The sequence below is a fragment of the Nocardioides sp. YIM 152588 genome, assembly GCF_040191335.1.
Classification (GTDB): Bacteria; Actinomycetota; Actinomycetes; order Propionibacteriales; family Nocardioidaceae; genus Nocardioides.
Map to the genome: position 1 here is coordinate 24,377 of NZ_JBEGDJ010000019.1, position 17,264 is coordinate 41,640.

Here is a 17,264-nt window from a genome sequence, read left to right on the forward strand (position 1 = left end):
TGCTGGCAGTCTGGGCGCATGGAGCGCGTGCTCGGCATCGGCGGCTACTTCCTCCGTGCGGCGGACCCCGACGCCCTGAGCGCCTGGTACCGCGACTGCCTCGGGCTGGACGACGCCGGCGAGGGCCTGTGGCAGCAGGAGGCCGGGCCGACCGTGTTCGCCACCTTCGAGCCCGACACCGACTACTTCGGCGCCCGCGAGCAGCAGACGATGCTCAACTTCCGGGTCCGTGACCTCGACGCGATGCTCGCCCAGCTGCGCGACTTCGGTGCCGACGTGGCCGAGGAGACGGAGGAGATGGAGGGGGTCGGCCGGTTCGGGTGGGTGACCGACCCCGAGGGCCGGCGCATCGAGCTCTGGCAGCCCGCCTGAGACCGCCGGACGCGGTCGGTACGGCGGGTGTCGGATCGGGCCGGCACCGTTCGTGGAGAGGGTGACAGCCCGACCGCGACCACGAGGAGTCCCCGTGCAGTACCTGCTCTCCGTCATCGACGAGACCTCCGACTCGGCCACCGAGGACGAGATGACCGCCATCCGCGGCTTCAACGACCGGCTCCGCTCCGCCGGCTACTGGGTCTTCGCGGGCGGCCTCGCCGACCCGCAGTCCGCCACCGTGGTCGACAACCGGCGCCCGGACGGCCCGCTGCTCACCGACGGGCCGTTCCTGGAGTCCAAGGAGTACCTGGGCGGCTTCTGGGTGATCGACGTCCCCGACCTCGACGTCGCCCTGGAGGTCGGCGCCGACGGGTCGAGGTCCTGCGCCCGCGTCGTCGAGGTGCGTCCGTTCCTGGTCGGGTGACCCGCGTGTGCGCGGACGACACCGGCAGCCGGGCGGCACGGCGGAGCTCAGTACCCGACGGCGCGGTAGCCGACGCCCTCGGGCGACCCGCGGCGGGGGGCGAGCGCCCCGCGGGCGGACCCGTCGCCGCCGAGCTCGGCGAGCAGGAAGGCCGCCACGTAGTGCCGGACCACCGCCCGCGCCCGGGCGCGGTCCCAGGCCGGGTCGCCGCAGAACCCGTTGGGGACCAGGGCCACGACCCGACGCGCGCGGTCGCACTCGCCGGTGAAGACGAAGTGGGCGGCGCCCTCGAGCGCGACCTCGGCCTTGCGGACGCTGGCGACGCCCTCGTAGGCCAGCCGGGTGCTCCATCGGAACGGTGAGTCGTCGTCCCCGGTGCCGCCGACGGTGAGCACCGGCGCGGTCACCCCGGCGAGGCCGGCCCCACCGAACATCGCGGCGTCCCCGGCCAGGGAGACCACGGCGTCGACCGGCTCGGGCGCCGGTCCGCCGTTCCCGGTCGCGGCGACGACCTCCGGCATCCGCGGCTCCAGCGCGTCGCAGAGGAAGACCAGCGGGTCGTCGGTCGCGCGGGCCTCGACGCACCCCGCGGCGAAGGCGTCCGCGTCGAGCCGGGCGCCGCCCGAGGCGAGCGCCGTGTAGCCGCCGTAGGAGTGGCCGATCACCGCCACCCGCCGCGGGTCCACCGACCCGGCAAGGTCGCCGCCGGGGCGGGCCTCGGCCTCGAGGTACGCGCGGGCCCGGGCGACCGCGGCGGGCCGCTCGATCGTCGAGCGCCAGAGCGTCCGCGGGTCGAGGGTCTCCGGGTGGGCCGGTGCCGCCACCACCAGGCCGTGGGAGGCCAGGTGCTCGGCCAGCCAGGCGTAGCTCTCGGGAGTGATCGCGAACCCGGCGGAGAGCAGCACCAGCGGGTACGGCCCGCGGGCCAGGTCGGGCGCCGCGCCGAGCCGCCCGCGGCCCTCGTAGGTGGCCAGCGCCGTCGCGGTGCCGCCGAGCGCGGTCAGCGCGTAGGAGTAGGTCAGCGGCTCGGCGTCGTCGGTCGACCCGACCGCCGGGTACCACACCGTCAGGTCCATCGGCGCGTCGTCGGAGCCGATCCGCCGGACGCCGACGCGGTGGGGACCCGGCGCCGCGTGATCGAGCCCGACGTACGCGGCCCGCTCCGCCGCGCCGTCCGCGGTGGGCGCCGCATAGCCCAGCAGGTACGCCGCCGACTGGGCGACGAGGCCCACGAGCACCACGCCCGCGACCCCGGCGACCAGCGCCCCGCGACCCGCGGCGCGGATCGAGCGGCCCAGCACCCGTCGTACCGTGCTCATCGTCGTCCCCTCCTCGATCGTTCCGAGCCGGGCCGGCTCAGACCCGGGCGTCCCGGGCACGGTCCGCCGCGGCGGCCCAGCGGTCCGCGTCGACGCCCCTGACCAGGAGCCACAGCGCGAAGACCAGCTCGCCGGGGATCGCCGCGACCAGCACGACCGCGTCCCACAGGTCGGCCGCCCCGGGGGCGACGAAGGTGCCGAAGCTCTGCAGCAGGTAGGCGGCGCCGGCGAGCGCCAGCAGCACGCCGGGCAGGCGCGGCAGGAAGCCGGAGCGGTGCACCAGCCACCCGGTGAGCACCAGGGAGAGGCCGAAGAAGAAGCCCCAGACCAGCACCATCCCGTCGTTCGCCTCCTGGAAGACCATCACGAGCGCGTCGCGCTGGTCGGGCTCGAAGGCCGCGAGGTAGCCGCCACCGCCGACCAGGACCAGGGTGACCACACCGGCCGCGATGGGGCCGGCGGCCATCACGACCGCCTCGGCCACCCGGGCGAGCGCGGCGGCCAGCGACCCGGCGCGGCTGACCGGGCGCAGCAGGGCGTAGAGCACCCCCGCGAGCAGGACCTCGATCAGCACGACCGCGGACTCACCGGCGAGTCCCCAGCGGAAGAGCGTCTCGTCGGCGGCGATGTTCGCGGCCGTCGTCGCGGCGTCGCCGGGGACGACGAGGGTCGAGCGCACGGCGACGGCGAGCGGGTAGATCACGAAGATCGCGAGGTACAGCACCCCGGCGGCCCTGCTCAGGCGTCGCAGCCGCCGGGACGGCGCGGGTCCGGTCGGGCCCGCCTCGTGCGACGGGGCGGGCGAGGTGGTGGCGGTCGCGGTCATGGCTCCTCCTGCGGGTGGGTGTCTGGTGGTGAGGACTGCTGACACCTCGGAAGCTACGGATCCGGCGCCGCCCGGGTCTTGGCATCCGCGGCCGATCCGTTGACCGTTCCGGCCACCGCCCGTCCGGGGGCTCTCCTACGCTGGTCGGACCGGCCGTCGAGCACCCGAGGGAGACCACCGTGAGCACCGTGCGGAGCTCGGTCCTGCGGGTCGTCGCGCGGGTGGCCAGCTCGGCCGAGGAGCCCGAGGCGCTGCTCGCGAGCGTCGGACTGGCGCCGGCGGCTGACCCGCTGGAGGCGTCCCGGGAGAGCGTGGACGAGGAGGCCTACTACGCGTTCCTGGAGCGGGCCGTCGCCCCGGGCGACGACGGGCTGCCCTACCGGTACGGCGCGGCGCTGCACCCCGACGACTTCAGCGCGCTCGGGCTGGCGCTGAAGACGGCCCCGACGCTGCGGGACTCGCTGCGGCGGCTGGTGCGCTACGTGCTCCTGCTCAGCGACACCCTCGAGTACGAGCTGCGCGACGACCCCGGCGGGGCCGCGACCCTGGTCCTCCTCCGCCCGCACCACCGGCGCGGGGCGCGGCTGGCCAACGAGTGCGCGCTGGCGGCGGTGGTCTCGGTGCTCCGCGAGGCCGCCGGCCGCCGGATCGCGCCGGTCGCGGTGGCGTTCTGCCACGGCCGGCCGGACTCGGTCGCCGAGGCGCACGCCTGGTTCGGCCGCCCGGTCGAGTACGACGCCCGGGCCAACGCCCTGACCTTCGACGCCGCGACCCTGGACACCCCCGCGAAGCTCGCCGACGCCGGCCTCTCGTCGTTCCTCCTCGCCCACCTCGAGGGCCTGCGGGCCGAGCGGGCCGACCGCTCGCTGGTGTCGTCGGTGCGCGCGACCGTCACCGACCTGCTGCCCGACGGGCTGCCGAAGAAGGTGGTCATCGCCCGGCGGCTGGGGATGAGCGAGCGGACCCTGCACCGGCGGCTGGCCGACCAGGGGGAGACGTTTCAGGAGATCGTCCGCCGGGCCCGGCAGGAGGCGGCCGAGACGCTGCTCTCCGACGACCGGCACACCCTGGCGGAGGTCGCGTTCCTCACCGGCTTCGCCGACCAGAGCGCCTTCCAGCGGGCGTTCAAGACCTGGACGGGGCGGACCCCCCTGGGGTTCCGGGCGGCGTATCACGACGCCGCCCCGCACCTCCTCTGAGAAACCTTCCGACGTTTCCCAGGAGCCCCAGGAGGCCACCATGCCCAGCTTCGACCACCTCACGCTCGAGAACCGTGAGCTCCTCGACGCCGTCCACCGGCGCGACCACGTCCTGCGCGACGCACCCGAGAAGCTGCTGGTGCCGCTGTTCCCACGCTGCACCGTGCGGATCCTCCTGGTCGCCGACGGCGGACTGACGTTCGGCAGCGCCGACTTCGGGCTGCGGACGCTGGTCAAGACCCTGCAGGGCGGGTCGACGCTCACCACCCGGTTCCTGGTCAGCATCGCCCACCGGGCCGCGCCCGGCGGCGACGCGATGCTGCCCGGCGACGCCACCATCGCCAACCGGGTGACCGGCTTCCGGTTCGACGACGCCGCGGACTTCCCGGCCGGCGCCTACGACCAGGTCTGGCTCTTCGGCATCGACTCGTTCGGCGACCTCCCCGACAGCGAGCTGCGGGCGCTCGCGCAGTTCATGGACGACGGCGGCGGCGTCTTCGCCACCGGCGACCACGCCGCGCTCGGCAAGCGGCTGTGCGGCAAGGTGCCGCGGGTGCGCTCGATGCGGCACTGGGACAGCTTCGACAACCCCGACGAGGTGTCGATGTCCGGGCCCCGCCGCAACGACACCAACCGGCGCGGCCACGACCTCGCGTCGACGTTCGACGACCAGTCCGACGACATCCCGCAGAAGATCCAGTGGACGCCGTACAGCACCCGGGTCGGGATCTTCGAGGCCGTCTACCCGCACCCGCTGCTGTGCGGTCCGAAGGGCGTCATCGACGTGATGCCCGACCACCCGCACGAGGGGGAGTGCCGCACGCCCGACGACCTGGACCTCGACGTCACCTTCGACGGCCAGACCTTCACCGAGTACCCCGCCGCCGTCGACGGCGGTGCCCGGCCGGAGCCCGAGGTCATCTCGACCTCCACGGTGCTGCCCGGCACGACGTCCTCGGGCAAGGCGGCGACCGAGGGGCACTCCTTCGGCGGGATCTGCGCCTACGACGGCCACCGCGCCGGCGTCGGCCGGGTCGTCACGGACGCGACCTGGCACCACTTCATCAACATCAACCTGGTCGGCGACAGCGGTGCCGCGTTCCCCAAGAACGTCGGCTTCCTGGCCTCGGCCGCGGGCCAGGACCACCTCGACGCGATCAAGACCTACTACCGCAACATCGCGACCTGGATCAGCCGGCCGAGCCTGATCCGCTGCATGCGGCGCCGCTGGCTGTGGTGGCTGGTCGCGCACAGCCGGGCCATCGAGTCCGTGGCGACGGCGTCCCGGGTCGACCTCCGCGAGGCGCACGTCAGCCTGCTCTTCGGCATCGGCAAGCACGCCCGCGACGTGCTCGGGCGCAGCACCAGCTCCTGCCAGTCGCTGCGGATCGTGCTCGACCTGATCGCGCCGCACCTGCCGACGCTGGTGCGCCGGTTCGACCCCTGGGACCCGGGGCCGAAGCGGCCCCCGCGGGGCCCGGACCCGGTGCCGTGGTTCGACCCGACCCGGTACGTCGACATCGTGCTCGGCGGCGCCGTCGTGGCGATGTACGAGAGGCTCTCGGAGGCCTCGCCCGAGGAGATCGAGTCCGGCAAGCTCGACGAGGTGATGGACGAGGCGCTCGCCGAGGGCGCGCGCGTCGCCCTCGAGGCGGCCCGGCGCAGCGCGGCCGAGGCGATGGACGAGCTGAAGGCCCTCGGGGACCGGTAGCCGGCACGGGACGCAGCGACGGCGGGGTCCGGGCGTGCTGCCCGGGCCCCGCCGTCGCCGATGCGCCGTGGAGGCGCGCGATCGGTGGTGTGGTCAGCCGGTGCTGACCTCGAAGCTGCCCGCGACGGCGAACAGGATGATGTAGAACACGATGGCGACGACCATCAGGGCGACGGCGATGATGCCGCAGATCCGGCCGGCCTGGACCATGCCGCGGTTGCTGTAGGCCTGGCCGGAGGCATCGATCTCCTTGATGGCCTTGTTGCCCATCACCCAGGCCGCGATGCCGAGCGGGCCGCAGCAGACCAGGCTGAGGATGCCGAGGATCAGGATCGTGGTGCCCTGCGGGTGGTTGACGGGGCCGCCGTAGCCGCCGCCGTAGCCCGGGGGCGGCGGCGGGCCGCCGTAGCCGCCGGGGGGCGTGCCGTAGCCGCCCGGCTGGGGCGTGCCGTACGGAGGGGGCTCGCTGCCCGGGGGCGGTTCGTTGTAGCTCACAGGTCTGCCTTTCGTCAGCGGACGATCGTCGGGACCCGGCCATCTGCCGGGCGGTGTCCGAGACACTAGTGGTCGCGTGCCACACTCGACAGGACGCTGCGATGAAGGCCATCGGCGTTTCAGAGAAGACGGAGGCGAGATGTCGGCGCACAGCACCGTGCTCGACGAGATCGTCGCCGGGGTTCGCGAGGATCTCGCCGCCCGCGAGGCGGCGCTGCCGCTGGCCGAGCTGCGCGCCATGCTCGCCGACGCCCCGGCGCCGCGCGACCCGATGCCGCACCTCCGCGGGCCCGGGTCGAGCGTGATCTCGGAGGTCAAGCGGCGCAGCCCGAGCAAGGGCGACCTGGCCGACATCCCCGACCCGGCGGCCCTGGCCCGGGAGTACGCCGCCGGCGGGGCCGCCGCGATCAGCGTGCTCACCGAGCGCCGCCGGTTCGGCGGCAGCCTCGAGGACCTGCGCGAGGTCCGTGCCGCGGTGGACACCCCGATCCTGCGCAAGGACTTCATCGTCACCGAGTACCAGCTGGTCGAGGCGCGCGCCGCCGGCGCCGACCTGGCCCTGCTGATCGTCGCCTCGCTCCCGGGCGAGCTGCTGACGCGGCTGCACGACACGGCCCGCGAGCTCGGGCTGACCGTGCTGGTCGAGGTGCACGACGAGGAGGAGACCGAGCGGGCCGTCGAGCTGGGCGCCGAGCTGGTCGGCGTCAACGCCCGGAACCTCAAGACCCTCGCCGTCGACCCGGCGACCTTCGGCCGGCTGGCGCCGCTGGTGCCGGCGGACCGGGTGCTGGTCGCCGAGTCCGGCATCACCGGCCCGGCCGACGTCGCGCGCTACGTCGACGAGGGCGCGCGCGCCGTGCTGGTCGGCGAGGCGCTGGTGAAGGACGGTGCGCCGCGCGAGGCGGTCGCCGCCATGACCGGACTGACGACAGGAGTGAAGTCGTGACCACGCAGAGCACGTCCCCGGGAGCCGGTTTCGACGCCGACGACCTCGGCTGGTTCGGCGGTGCCGGCGCGTTCGGCGGCCGGTTCATGCCGGAGGCGCTGATCGCGGCGCTCGACGAGCTCGACACCGCCTGGCGCGAGGCGCTGGCGGACCCCGCGTTCACGGCCGAGTTCGACCGACTGCTGCGCGAGTACGCGGGCGTGCCGAGCATGCTCTACGACGCCACCCGCCTCTCCGAGCACGCCGGCGCCCGGATCCTGCTCAAGCGCGAGGACCTCAACCACACCGGCGCGCACAAGATCCGCAACGTGCTGGGCCAGGCGCTGCTGACCAAGCGGATGGGCAAGACCCGCGTGATCGCCGAGACCGGGGCCGGCCAGCACGGCGTCGCCTCGGCGACGGCGGCGGCGTACCTGGGCCTGGACTGCACCGTCTACATGGGGCGGGTCGACACCGAGCGCCAGGCGCTCAACGTGGCCCGGATGCAGCTGCTGGGCGCCGAGGTGATCCCGGTGGAGTCCGGCAGCGCGACCCTGAAGGACGCGATCAACGAGGCGCTGCGGGACTGGGTGGCCTCGGTCGACCACACCGCCTACCTGTTCGGCACCGCGGCGGGCCCGCACCCGTTCCCGAGCCTGGTGCTCTCGTTCGTGCGGGGCATCGGCGACGAGGCCCGGCGCCAGTGCCTCGACCAGTTCGGCGCGCTGCCGGACGCGGTCGCGGCCTGCGTGGGCGGCGGCTCCAACGCGATCGGCCTCTTCGCCGGGTTCCTCGACGACCCCGAGGTCGCGATCTACGGCTTCGAGGCCGGCGGCGACGGCGTGGAGACGGGCCGCCACGCCGCGACCATCCACGCCGGCAGCGTCGGCGTCCTGCACGGCGCCCGCACCTACGTGCTCCAGGACGAGGACGGCCAGACGATCGAGTCCCACTCGATCTCGGCCGGCCTGGACTACCCGGGGGTCGGCCCCCAGCACGCGCAGCTGGCGAAGTCCGGCCGCGCGACCTACCTGCCGGTGACCGACGCCGAGGCCATGGACGCGATGTCCCTCCTGGCGCGCACGGAGGGGATCATCCCCGCGATCGAGTCGGCGCACGCCGTCGCGGGCGCCCTGCGGGTGGCGAAGGACCGACCGGGGCAGACGATCCTGGTCAACCTGTCGGGGCGTGGGGACAAGGACATGGGTACCGCCCTGGAGTACTTCGACCTGGGCCGCGCGGGCCGGGAGGCGGGACGAGCATGAGCCAGACCACCAGCGCCGCCTTCGCGAAGGCGGACGCCGAGGGACGGGCCGCCCTGGTCGGCTACCTGCCGGCCGGCTACCCGGACGTGGACGGCGGCATCGAGGCGCTGCGGGCGATGGTCGCCGCCGGCTGCGATGTGATCGAGATCGGTCTGCCCTACAGCGACCCGGTGATGGACGGGCCGACGATCCAGGCCGCCGCCCAGCAGGCGCTGGAGGGCGGGGTCCGGATCCGGGACGTGCTCCGCACGGTGGAGGCGGTCGCCGCGACCGGCACCCCGACCCTGGTGATGACCTACTGGAACCCGGTCGAGGCCTACGGCGTGGACCGCTTCGCCCAGCACCTGCTGGACGCCGGCGGCGCCGGGCTGATCACGCCCGACCTGACGCCGGACTACGCGCCGGAGTGGATCGCCGCGGCCGACGAGCGCGGCCTGGACAAGGTCTTCCTCGTCGCGCCGTCGTCGACCGACGAGCGGATCGCGATGACCACCGCCGCCTGCCGCGGCTTCGTCTACGCCACGGCCGTGATGGGCGTGACCGGCGCCCGCACCAGCACCAGCGACCTCGCCGGCCCGCTGGTCGCGCGGACCAAGGCCACCACCGACCTCCCGGTCGGCGTCGGGCTCGGCGTCAGCAACGGCGCCCAGGCCGCCGAGGTCGCCGGGTACGCCGACGGCGTGATCGTCGGCTCCGCGTTCGTGCGCGCCCTGGCCGACCACCCGGGGGACCGGGCCGCGGGCCTGAGGGCGCTCACCGCGCTGACCGAGGACCTGGCCACCGGCGTCGCCGCGGGGACGCCGCGCGGGGGAGCGGTGCGTGCCTGAGCGACGTCACGCCGGGCGCTGGGCACGTCGTCGTACCCGCTCGGTGCGGTCGGTGCTGGCCGTCGGGCTCGCCCTGGTGACCCTGGGCGCGCTGGCCGCGTGCGGGACGGAGCCCCAGGAGTTCACCGGCCGCCGGCTCGAGCACCCCTGGCGGGCCGCCGACATCGCGCTCACCGACACCGCCGGTGACGCGTACTCGCTGGCCGGCGACGCCGAGGAGCCGCTGACGCTGGTCTTCTTCGGCTACACCCACTGCCCGGACCTCTGCCCCCTGGTGATGAGCAACATCGCGGCCGCGATGAACCGCCTCGACGACGAGGACCGCGACCAGGTGGGCATGGTCTTCGTCACCACGGACCCCGCCCGCGACGACGAGGCGGCGCTGCGCCGCTACCTCGACGGCTACGATCCGTCGTTCGTCGGCCTGACCGGCGACCTCTCCGCCATCATCGAGGTGGGGAAGCCGCTCAAGGTCTACGTGAGCGACGGTCAGGAGCTGCCGACGGGCGGCTACGACCTCGGCGGCCACACCACCTCGGTGCTCGGCCTGGAGGACGGCGAGGCGGTCGTCCTCTGGAACGAGAACACCACGGCGCCGGAGTACGCCGCCGACATCCACACGCTGCTCGACGACCGGCTCGAAGAGGACTGACGCATGCTGACCGAGTTCACCGCGGGGCTCATCACCGCGACCATCCCGAGCCCCTCGCAGGGCGTCTGGTACCTCGGCCCGGTGCCGCTCCGCGGCTACGCGCTGTGCATCATCCTCGGCATCGTCGCGGCGATCTGGATCGGCGAGCGGCGGTGGCAGGCCCGCGGCGGCAGCTACGGCGACATCCAGGACATCGCCATCTGGGCGGTCCCGTTCGGCCTCGTCGGCGGCCGGCTCTACCACGTCGCCACCGACTGGGAGAAGTACTTCGGGGAGGGCAAGGACCCGATCACCGCCCTCTACGTGTGGAAGGGCGGCCTCGGCATCTGGGGCGCGATCGCGCTCGGGGCGCTCGGCGCCTACATCGGCGCCCGCCGCAAGGGGATCCGGTTCCTGCCGCTGGTCGACACCCTGGCGCCGGGGGTGCTGGTGGCGCAGGCGATCGGCCGGTGGGGCAACTGGTTCAACCAGGAGCTCTACGGCCGCCCGACCGACCTCCCCTGGGGCCTGGAGATCGACCCGGACCACTGGCCGACCGGCTGCGACTACCCGCCCGGCTCCGGCACCTGCACCTTCGAGGTCGGCACCACGTTCCACCCGACCTTCCTCTACGAGTCCCTGTGGAACCTGGCGGCGTTCGCCGTGGTGCTCTGGCTCGAGCGCCGCTACCGGCTCGGGTACGGCCGGGTGCTGGCCGTCTACGTGATGGCCTACACGCTGGGCCGCGGCTGGATCGAGTACCTGCGCATCGACGACGTGCAGCTCGAGAACGTGCTGGGCCTGCGCTTCAACGTGTGGACCTCGATCGTGCTGTTCGTGGCCGCGGCGGCGTTCTTCGAGTGGTCGCGACGCCGCCACCCGGGCCGTGAGGAGAGCGTCTACCTTCCCGGTCGCGGGCCGGCGGCGGACGGCGAGAGCGAGACCACACCGGACAGGGAGTCCACGGCCGAATAGCCCGGCGCGCGGCCACGCAACACGGTGGTAACCTGACGTCTCCGCCGCGTGGGCCAGTGACGTCCCTTGCGCCCCACCTTCTGGGGCCGGATCATCGAGTCCGGACCCCAGACGTAGTCGACGGGAGAACCTTGGTGCCCTACTCGCACGCGTTCCCGCCGCCGGAAGGCCTCTACGACCCGCGTCACGAGCGTGACGCTTGCGGTGTCGCCTTCGTCGCGACGATGACCGGAGAGGCCAGCCACGACATCGTGGCCAAGGCACTGACCGCCCTGCGCAACCTCGACCACCGCGGCGCCGCCGGCGCCGAGGTGAACTCGGGTGACGGCGCGGGGATCCTCATGCAGGTCCCGGACGCGTTCCTGCGCGCCGTGGCCTCCGACGCGGGCTTCGACCTGCCGGCCGCGGGCGCGTACGCCGTCGGCACGGCGTTCCTGCCCGGCGACGACGGCGAGGTCGCGAAGACCCGCCGCCGGATCGAGGAGATCGCGGCCGAGGAGGGCCTCGTGGTCCTCGGCTGGCGCGAGGTGCCGATCGACCCGAGCATCCTCGGCACGATGGCGCTCAGCGTGATGCCGACCTTCAGCCAGCTCTTCGTCCGCGCCGCCGCGGGCGAGCAGCTGACCGGGATGCCGCTGGAGCGCCTGGCCTTCTGCCTGCGCAAGCGCGCCGAGCGCGAGACCGACGTCTACTTCCCGTCGTTCTCCTCGCGCACCCTGGCCTACAAGGGCATGCTCACCACCGACCAGCTCGACAACTTCTTCCCCGACCTGGTCGACGAGCGGATGGCCTCCGCGCTCGCGGTGGTCCACTCGCGGTTCTCCACGAACACGTTCCCGAGCTGGCCGCTCTCGCACCCGTTCCGGTTCATCGCCCACAACGGCGAGATCAACACCGTGATGGGCAACCGCAACTGGATGCGTGCCCGCGAGGCGCTGCTGTCGTCGGAGGAGATCCCCGGCGACCTGGAGCGCCTGTTCCCGATCTGCACCCCGGAGGCGTCGGACTCGGCCTCCTTCGACGAGGTGCTCGAGCTGCTGCACATGGGCGGGCGCAGCCTGCCGCACGCGGTGCTGATGATGATCCCCGAGGCGTGGGAGAACCACGCCGAGATGGACGAGCAGCGGCGCGACTTCTACCGCTTCCACTCCACGATGATGGAGCCCTGGGACGGCCCGGCCTGCGTCGTCTTCACCGACGGCGCGCAGATCGGCGCCGTGCTGGACCGCAACGGCCTGCGCCCCTCGCGCTTCTGGGTCACCGACGACGGCCTCGTGGTGCTCGCCTCCGAGGTCGGCGTGCTCGACCTCGACCCGGCCACCGTGGTCCGCAAGGGCCGGCTGCAGCCGGGCCGGATGTTCCTGGTCGACACCGAGGAGCACCGGATCATCGAGGACGAGGAGATCAAGTCCCAGCTCGCCTCGGAGAACCCCTACGGCGAGTGGCTGCACGGTGGGCTGATCCACCTCGACGACGTCCCCGAGCGCGAGCACATCGTGCACACCCACGCCTCGGTCACCCGCCGCCAGCAGATCTTCGGCTACACCGAGGAGGAGCTGCGGGTCCTGCTCACGCCGATGGCCAACACCGGCGCCGAGGCGATCGGCTCGATGGGCACCGACTCGCCCATCGCGGCGCTCAGCGACAAGCCGCGCCAGCTGTTCGACTACTTCAGCCAGCTGTTCGCGCAGGTCACCAACCCGCCGCTGGACGCCATCCGGGAGGAGCTGGTCACCTCCCTCAACGGCAGCATCGGTCCCGAGTCCAACCTGCTGGAGCCCTCGCCGGCCTCCTGCCGCCAGGTGGTGCTCCCGTTCCCGGTGATCTCCAACGACGACCTGGCCAAGATCCGCCACATCAACCGCGACGGCGACATGCCGGGCTTCATCACGCACGTCTCCCGCGGCCTCTACGAGGTCGACGGCGGCGGCGAGGCGATGGCGGCCCGGATCGACGAGATCTGCCGCGAGGTCTCCGAGGCGATCGCCGACGGCGCGCGGATCATCGTGCTCTCGGACCGCCACTCGACCGCGGACCTGGCGCCGATCCCGTCGCTGCTGCTCACCGGCGCGGTCCACCACCACCTGGTGCGGGAGAAGACCCGGACGCAGGTCGGCCTCCTCATCGAGGCCGGTGACGTCCGCGAGGTGCACCACGTCGCGCTGCTGGTCGGCTACGGCGCGGCCGCGGTCAACCCGTACCTGGCGATGGAGACGGTCGAGGACCTGGCGCGCGAGGGCTACTACGTCAAGAGCGAGCCCGAGCAGGCCGTGAAGAACCTGATCAAGGCGCTCGGCAAGGGCGTGGTCAAGGTGATGAGCAAGATCGGCGTCTCGACGGTCGCCTCCTACACCGGTGCCCAGATCTTCGAGTGCATCGGTCTCTCGCAGGCCGTGGTGGACAAGTACTTCACCGGCACCACCTCCAAGCTGGGCGGCATCGAGCTCGACACGATCGCCGAGGAGGTCGCGCTGCGGCACGCCACGGCGTACCCGCGCGGCGGCATCTCGCCGGCGCACCGCGAGCTCGAGGTCGGCGGCGAGTACCAGTGGCGCCGCGAGGGCGAGCCGCACCTGTTCAACCCGGAGACGGTCTTCCGCCTCCAGCACTCGACCCGGACCGGTCGCTACGACATCTTCAAGCAGTACACGAAGGCCGTCGACGAGCAGTCCGAGCGGCTGATGACGCTGCGCGGCCTGTTCCGGTTCCGGGACGCCGAGGAGAGCGGGCGCGGCCCGATCCCGATCGAGGAGGTGGAGCCGGTCTCGGAGATCGTGAAGCGGTTCTCCACCGGCGCGATGTCCTACGGCTCGATCAGCAAGGAGGCGCACGAGACCCTCGCCATCGCCATGAACCGGCTGGGCGCCAAGTCCAACACCGGTGAGGGCGGCGAGGACCCCGAGCGCCTCTACGACCCCGAGCGGCGCAGCTCGATCAAGCAGGTCGCCTCGGGCCGCTTCGGCGTGACCAGCGAGTACCTGACCAACGCCGACGACATCCAGATCAAGATGGCGCAGGGCGCGAAGCCCGGCGAGGGCGGTCAGCTGCCCGGCAACAAGGTCTACCCGTGGGTGGCCCGGACCCGGCACTCCACGCCGGGCGTGGGCCTGATCAGCCCGCCGCCGCACCACGACATCTACTCGATCGAGGACCTGGCGCAGCTGATCCACGACCTGAAGAACGCCAACCCGGCGGCTCGGGTCCACGTGAAGCTGGTCTCCGAGGTCGGCGTCGGCACCGTCGCCGCGGGCGTCTCCAAGGCGCACGCGGACGTGGTGCTCATCTCCGGCCACGACGGCGGCACCGGCGCCTCGCCGCTGACCTCGCTCAAGCACGCGGGCGGTCCCTGGGAGCTCGGCCTGGCCGAGACCCAGCAGACCCTGCTGCTCAACGGCCTGCGCGACCGGATCGTGGTGCAGACCGACGGCCAGCTCAAGACCGGCCGCGACGTGGTCATCGCGGCGCTGCTCGGCGCCGAGGAGTTCGGCTTCGCTACCGCGCCGCTGGTGGTCTCGGGCTGCATCATGATGCGCGTCTGCCACCTCGACACCTGCCCGGTGGGCGTGGCGACCCAGAACCCGGTGCTGCGCTCGCGCTTCTCCGGCAAGGCCGACTACGTCGTGAACTTCTTCGAGTTCATCGCCGAGGAGGTCCGCGAGCTGCTCGCCGAGCTCGGCTTCCGCAGCATCGAGGAGGCGATCGGCCAGGTCGAGACCCTGGACGTGGTCCAGGCGATCGAGCACTGGAAGGCCTCCGGGCTGGACCTGGCGCCGATCCTGCACAAGGTGGAGGTCGCGGACACCCACTTCCCGGAGCAGGACGTGCGCAACACGACCGGCCAGGAGCACGGACTGGAGAAGTCGCTCGACGTGACCCAGCTGGTGCCGCTCGCGGCGCCGGCGCTGGAGAGCGGCGAGCCCGTCCGGGCCCAGCTGGAGATCCGCAACGTCAACCGCACCGTCGGCACGATCCTCGGCCACGAGGTCACCAAGCGGTACGGCGGCGCCGGGCTCCCCGACGGCACGATCGACGTCACCTTCACCGGCTCGGCGGGTCAGTCCTTCGGCGCGTTCCTGCCCGCGGGCATCACGCTCCGGCTGGAGGGCGACGCCAACGACTACGTCGGCAAGGGCCTCTCCGGCGGCCGGATCGCCATCCGGCCGGACCGCACCGCGTCCTTCAAGGCGAACGAGCACATCATCGCCGGCAACACGATCGCCTACGGCGCGACCGCGGGTGAGATCTTCATCCGCGGCGGCGTCGGCGAGCGCTGCTGCGTGCGGAACTCGGGTGCCTCGATCGTCACCGAGGGCGTGGGCGACCACGGCTGCGAGTACATGACCGGCGGCCGGGTGGTCGTGCTGGGCAAGACCGGGCGCAACTTCGCGGCCGGCATGTCCGGCGGCGTCGCCTGGGTGCTCGACCTCAAGACGTTCCGGGTCAACCCGGAGCTGGTCGAGCTGGGCCCGGTCTCCGCGGCGCACGCCGACGAGCTCGAGGCGCTGGTGCGCCGCCACCACGAGGAGACCGGCTCCGAGGTCGCGGGCGCGCTGCTCGACGACTGGCAGGCGTCGCTCTCCCGGTTCACCGAAGTCATGCCGCGCGACTACCGGATCGTGCTCGAGGCCAAGGCGAAGGCCGAGGCCGACGGGCTCGACGAGGACGGCGTGGCCAACGCGATGATGGAGGCACTCCATGGCTGACCCCAGGGGCTTTCTGAAGGCGGGTCGCGAGGTCGCGACCCGGCGTCCGGTCGAGGAGCGGGTGCACGACTGGAACGAGGTCTACCCCGACGGCATCGGGCGCGCGCTGCTCCCGATCGTCAACCTCCAGGCCAGCCGCTGCATGGACTGCGGCATCCCGTTCTGCCACCAGGGCTGCCCGCTGGGCAACCTCATCCCGGAGTGGAACGACCTGGTCTGGCGGGACGACTGGGAGGGCGCGATGGAGCGCCTGCACGCGACCAACAACTTCCCGGAGTTCACCGGTCGCCTCTGCCCGGCGCCCTGCGAGACCGCCTGCGTGCTGGGCATCAACCAGGACCCCGTCACCATCAAGAACGTCGAGGTCTCGATCATCGACCGCGCCTGGGCCGACGGCAACGTCCGTCCCCAGCCGCCGGAGTGGCTCTCGGACAAGACCGTCGCGGTGATCGGCTCGGGCCCGGCCGGCCTGGCCGCCGCCCAGCAGCTGACCCGGGCGGGTCACACCGTCGCGCTCTACGAGCGGGCCGACAAGCCCGGCGGCCTGCTGCGCTACGGCATCCCCGAGTTCAAGATGGAGAAGCAGCACCTCGACCGCCGCATCGACCAGATGAAGCGCGAGGGCACGGTCTTCCGCTGCGGCGTCGAGGTCGGCCAGGGCAACCTGACCGCCGAGCGGCTCCGCGACCGGTACGACGCCGTCGTGCTCGCCATCGGCTCGACCGTGCCGCGGGACCTGCCGGTCCCCGGCCGCGAGCTGAACGGGATCCACCAGGCGATGGAGTTCCTCCCGCAGGCCAACCGGGTCGCGCTGGGGGAGACCGTCGAGGGCCAGATCCGCGCCGACGGCAAGCACGTCGTCATCATCGGCGGCGGCGACACCGGTGCGGACTGCCTGGGCACCTCGATCCGCCAGGGCGCGGCCTCGATCACGCAGCTGGAGATCATGCCGCAGCCGACGGACGAGCGTCCCGCGGGGCAGCCGTGGCCGACGTACCCGATGCTGTTCCGGGTCTCCTCGGCGCACGAGGAGGGTGGCGACCGGGTCTACTCGGTCTCCACCAAGGAGTTCCTGGGCGACGCGGACGGCAACGTGCGCGCGCTGCGCCTGGTCGAGGTCGCGTTCGAGGGCGGCAAGCTCGTCGAGCACGAGGGCACCGAGCGCGAGATCCCGGCCGACCTGGTGCTCTTCGCGATGGGCTTCACCGGCCCGGAGCAGCCCGGCCTGGTCGAGCAGCTCGGCGTCGAGCTGGACCCGCGCGGCAACGTCGAGCGCGACAAGGGCTACCAGTCCTCGGTGCCCGGCGTCTTCGTGGCCGGCGACGCGGGCCGCGGTCAGTCGCTGATCGTGTGGGCGATCGCCGAGGGGCGCGCCGCCGCCTCGGCGGTGGACGAGTTCCTCACCGGCTCGACCACCCTGCCGGCGCCGATCCCGCCGACCGCGCGGCCCGTCGTGGTCTGACGCGGCACCCCGCTGAGCGCGAGCCGGCAGAAACTGACCGTCAGTTTCTGCCGGCTCGTGGCGTTCCGGCGACACCCACCCAGCTGGTGGGCCCGGCACTCTGAACGATCCAACCGCGGACCGATAG

At 73.0% G+C, this 17,264-nt stretch carries 14 protein-coding genes; 11 read left to right on the top strand and 3 right to left on the bottom strand.

What is annotated here, in order from left to right; translation table 11 throughout:
• The first annotated feature begins 18 nt into the window (after positions 1-18).
• Both ABLM29_RS11310 and ABLM29_RS11315 read left to right on the top strand, forming a co-directional pair.
• Entirely contained in the window at positions 19-372 is a 354-nt protein-coding gene (locus tag ABLM29_RS11310) for a VOC family protein (RefSeq protein ID WP_349714210.1), read from the top strand.
• Positions 373-466: 94 nt separating this feature from the next.
• Positions 467-799: a YciI family protein gene (locus ABLM29_RS11315; protein WP_349714211.1), complete on the top strand. Its 333-nt coding sequence runs from the start codon at positions 467-469 to the stop codon at positions 797-799.
• Positions 800-846: 47 nt separating this feature from the next.
• Here ABLM29_RS11315 and ABLM29_RS11320 read toward each other — a convergent pair whose 3' ends face one another.
• The gene (locus tag ABLM29_RS11320; protein ID WP_349714212.1) at positions 847-2,118 is read right to left on the bottom strand and encodes an alpha/beta hydrolase family protein; all 1,272 of its coding nucleotides are present in this window, start codon (positions 2,116-2,118) and stop codon (positions 847-849) included.
• Positions 2,119-2,155: 37 nt separating this feature from the next.
• Positions 2,156-2,944 carry a DUF4386 domain-containing protein gene (locus ABLM29_RS11325; protein WP_349714213.1) on the bottom strand — a complete coding sequence of 263 codons (789 nt, stop codon included), beginning with the start codon at positions 2,942-2,944 and terminating at the stop codon, positions 2,156-2,158.
• 179 nt (positions 2,945-3,123) lie between these two features.
• On the opposite strand from ABLM29_RS11325, the gene ABLM29_RS11330 reads away from it, so the two are divergent.
• Positions 3,124-4,143 (top strand): AraC family transcriptional regulator, encoded by a 1,020-nt coding sequence (locus ABLM29_RS11330; protein WP_349714214.1) that lies wholly within the window; start codon positions 3,124-3,126, stop codon positions 4,141-4,143.
• A gap of 40 nt (positions 4,144-4,183) precedes the next feature.
• On the top strand, positions 4,184-5,854 hold the full coding sequence (locus ABLM29_RS11335; protein WP_349714215.1) for a hypothetical protein: 1,671 nt from the start codon (positions 4,184-4,186) through the stop codon (positions 5,852-5,854).
• 93 nt (positions 5,855-5,947) lie between these two features.
• Here ABLM29_RS11335 and ABLM29_RS11340 read toward each other — a convergent pair whose 3' ends face one another.
• Positions 5,948-6,349: a DUF4190 domain-containing protein gene (locus ABLM29_RS11340; RefSeq protein WP_349714216.1), complete on the bottom strand. Its 402-nt coding sequence runs from the start codon at positions 6,347-6,349 to the stop codon at positions 5,948-5,950.
• Positions 6,350-6,488: 139 nt separating this feature from the next.
• On the opposite strand from ABLM29_RS11340, the gene trpC reads away from it, so the two are divergent.
• From trpC to ABLM29_RS11375, 7 genes are all read left to right on the top strand, one after another.
• A complete protein-coding gene (gene trpC, locus ABLM29_RS11345; RefSeq protein ID WP_349714217.1) occupies positions 6,489-7,295 on the top strand; it encodes an indole-3-glycerol phosphate synthase TrpC in 807 nt (268 codons plus the stop codon).
• Complete coding sequence (gene trpB, locus ABLM29_RS11350) at positions 7,292-8,539, top strand: tryptophan synthase subunit beta (RefSeq protein WP_349714218.1); 1,248 nt, start codon at positions 7,292-7,294, stop codon at positions 8,537-8,539. Before trpC ends, trpB begins: the two co-directional genes overlap by 4 nt.
• The gene (gene trpA / locus ABLM29_RS11355; protein WP_349714219.1) at positions 8,536-9,366 is read left to right on the top strand and encodes a tryptophan synthase subunit alpha; all 831 of its coding nucleotides are present in this window, start codon (positions 8,536-8,538) and stop codon (positions 9,364-9,366) included. The genes trpB and trpA overlap by 4 nt, the downstream gene beginning before the upstream one ends.
• Complete coding sequence (locus tag ABLM29_RS11360) at positions 9,359-10,018, top strand: SCO family protein (RefSeq protein WP_349714220.1); 660 nt, start codon at positions 9,359-9,361, stop codon at positions 10,016-10,018. Before trpA ends, ABLM29_RS11360 begins: the two co-directional genes overlap by 8 nt.
• Positions 10,019-10,021: 3 nt before the next feature.
• Positions 10,022-10,972 carry a prolipoprotein diacylglyceryl transferase gene (gene lgt, locus ABLM29_RS11365; RefSeq protein ID WP_349714221.1) on the top strand — a complete coding sequence of 317 codons (951 nt, stop codon included), beginning with the start codon at positions 10,022-10,024 and terminating at the stop codon, positions 10,970-10,972.
• A 134-nt stretch (positions 10,973-11,106) separates the two neighbouring features.
• Complete coding sequence (gene gltB, locus ABLM29_RS11370) at positions 11,107-15,675, top strand: glutamate synthase large subunit (protein WP_349714222.1); 4,569 nt, start codon at positions 11,107-11,109, stop codon at positions 15,673-15,675.
• Positions 15,668-17,137 (top strand): glutamate synthase subunit beta, encoded by a 1,470-nt coding sequence (locus tag ABLM29_RS11375; protein WP_349714223.1) that lies wholly within the window; start codon positions 15,668-15,670, stop codon positions 17,135-17,137. The genes gltB and ABLM29_RS11375 overlap by 8 nt, the downstream gene beginning before the upstream one ends.
• Positions 17,138-17,264: the final 127 nt, after the last annotated feature.

Coding starts and splice junctions, on each gene's coding strand:
- ABLM29_RS11310 (WP_349714210.1), top strand. CDS start 19: ATGGAGCGCGTGCTCGGCATCGGCGGCTACTTCCTCCGTGCGGCGGAC.
- ABLM29_RS11320 (WP_349714212.1), bottom strand. CDS start 2,118: ATGAGCACGGTACGACGGGTGCTGGGCCGCTCGATCCGCGCCGCGGGT.
- ABLM29_RS11325 (WP_349714213.1), bottom strand. CDS start 2,944: ATGACCGCGACCGCCACCACCTCGCCCGCCCCGTCGCACGAGGCGGGC.
- ABLM29_RS11335 (WP_349714215.1), top strand. CDS start 4,184: ATGCCCAGCTTCGACCACCTCACGCTCGAGAACCGTGAGCTCCTCGAC.
- trpC (WP_349714217.1), top strand. CDS start 6,489: ATGTCGGCGCACAGCACCGTGCTCGACGAGATCGTCGCCGGGGTTCGC.
- trpA (WP_349714219.1), top strand. CDS start 8,536: ATGAGCCAGACCACCAGCGCCGCCTTCGCGAAGGCGGACGCCGAGGGA.
- lgt (WP_349714221.1), top strand. CDS start 10,022: ATGCTGACCGAGTTCACCGCGGGGCTCATCACCGCGACCATCCCGAGC.
- ABLM29_RS11375 (WP_349714223.1), top strand. CDS start 15,668: ATGGCTGACCCCAGGGGCTTTCTGAAGGCGGGTCGCGAGGTCGCGACC.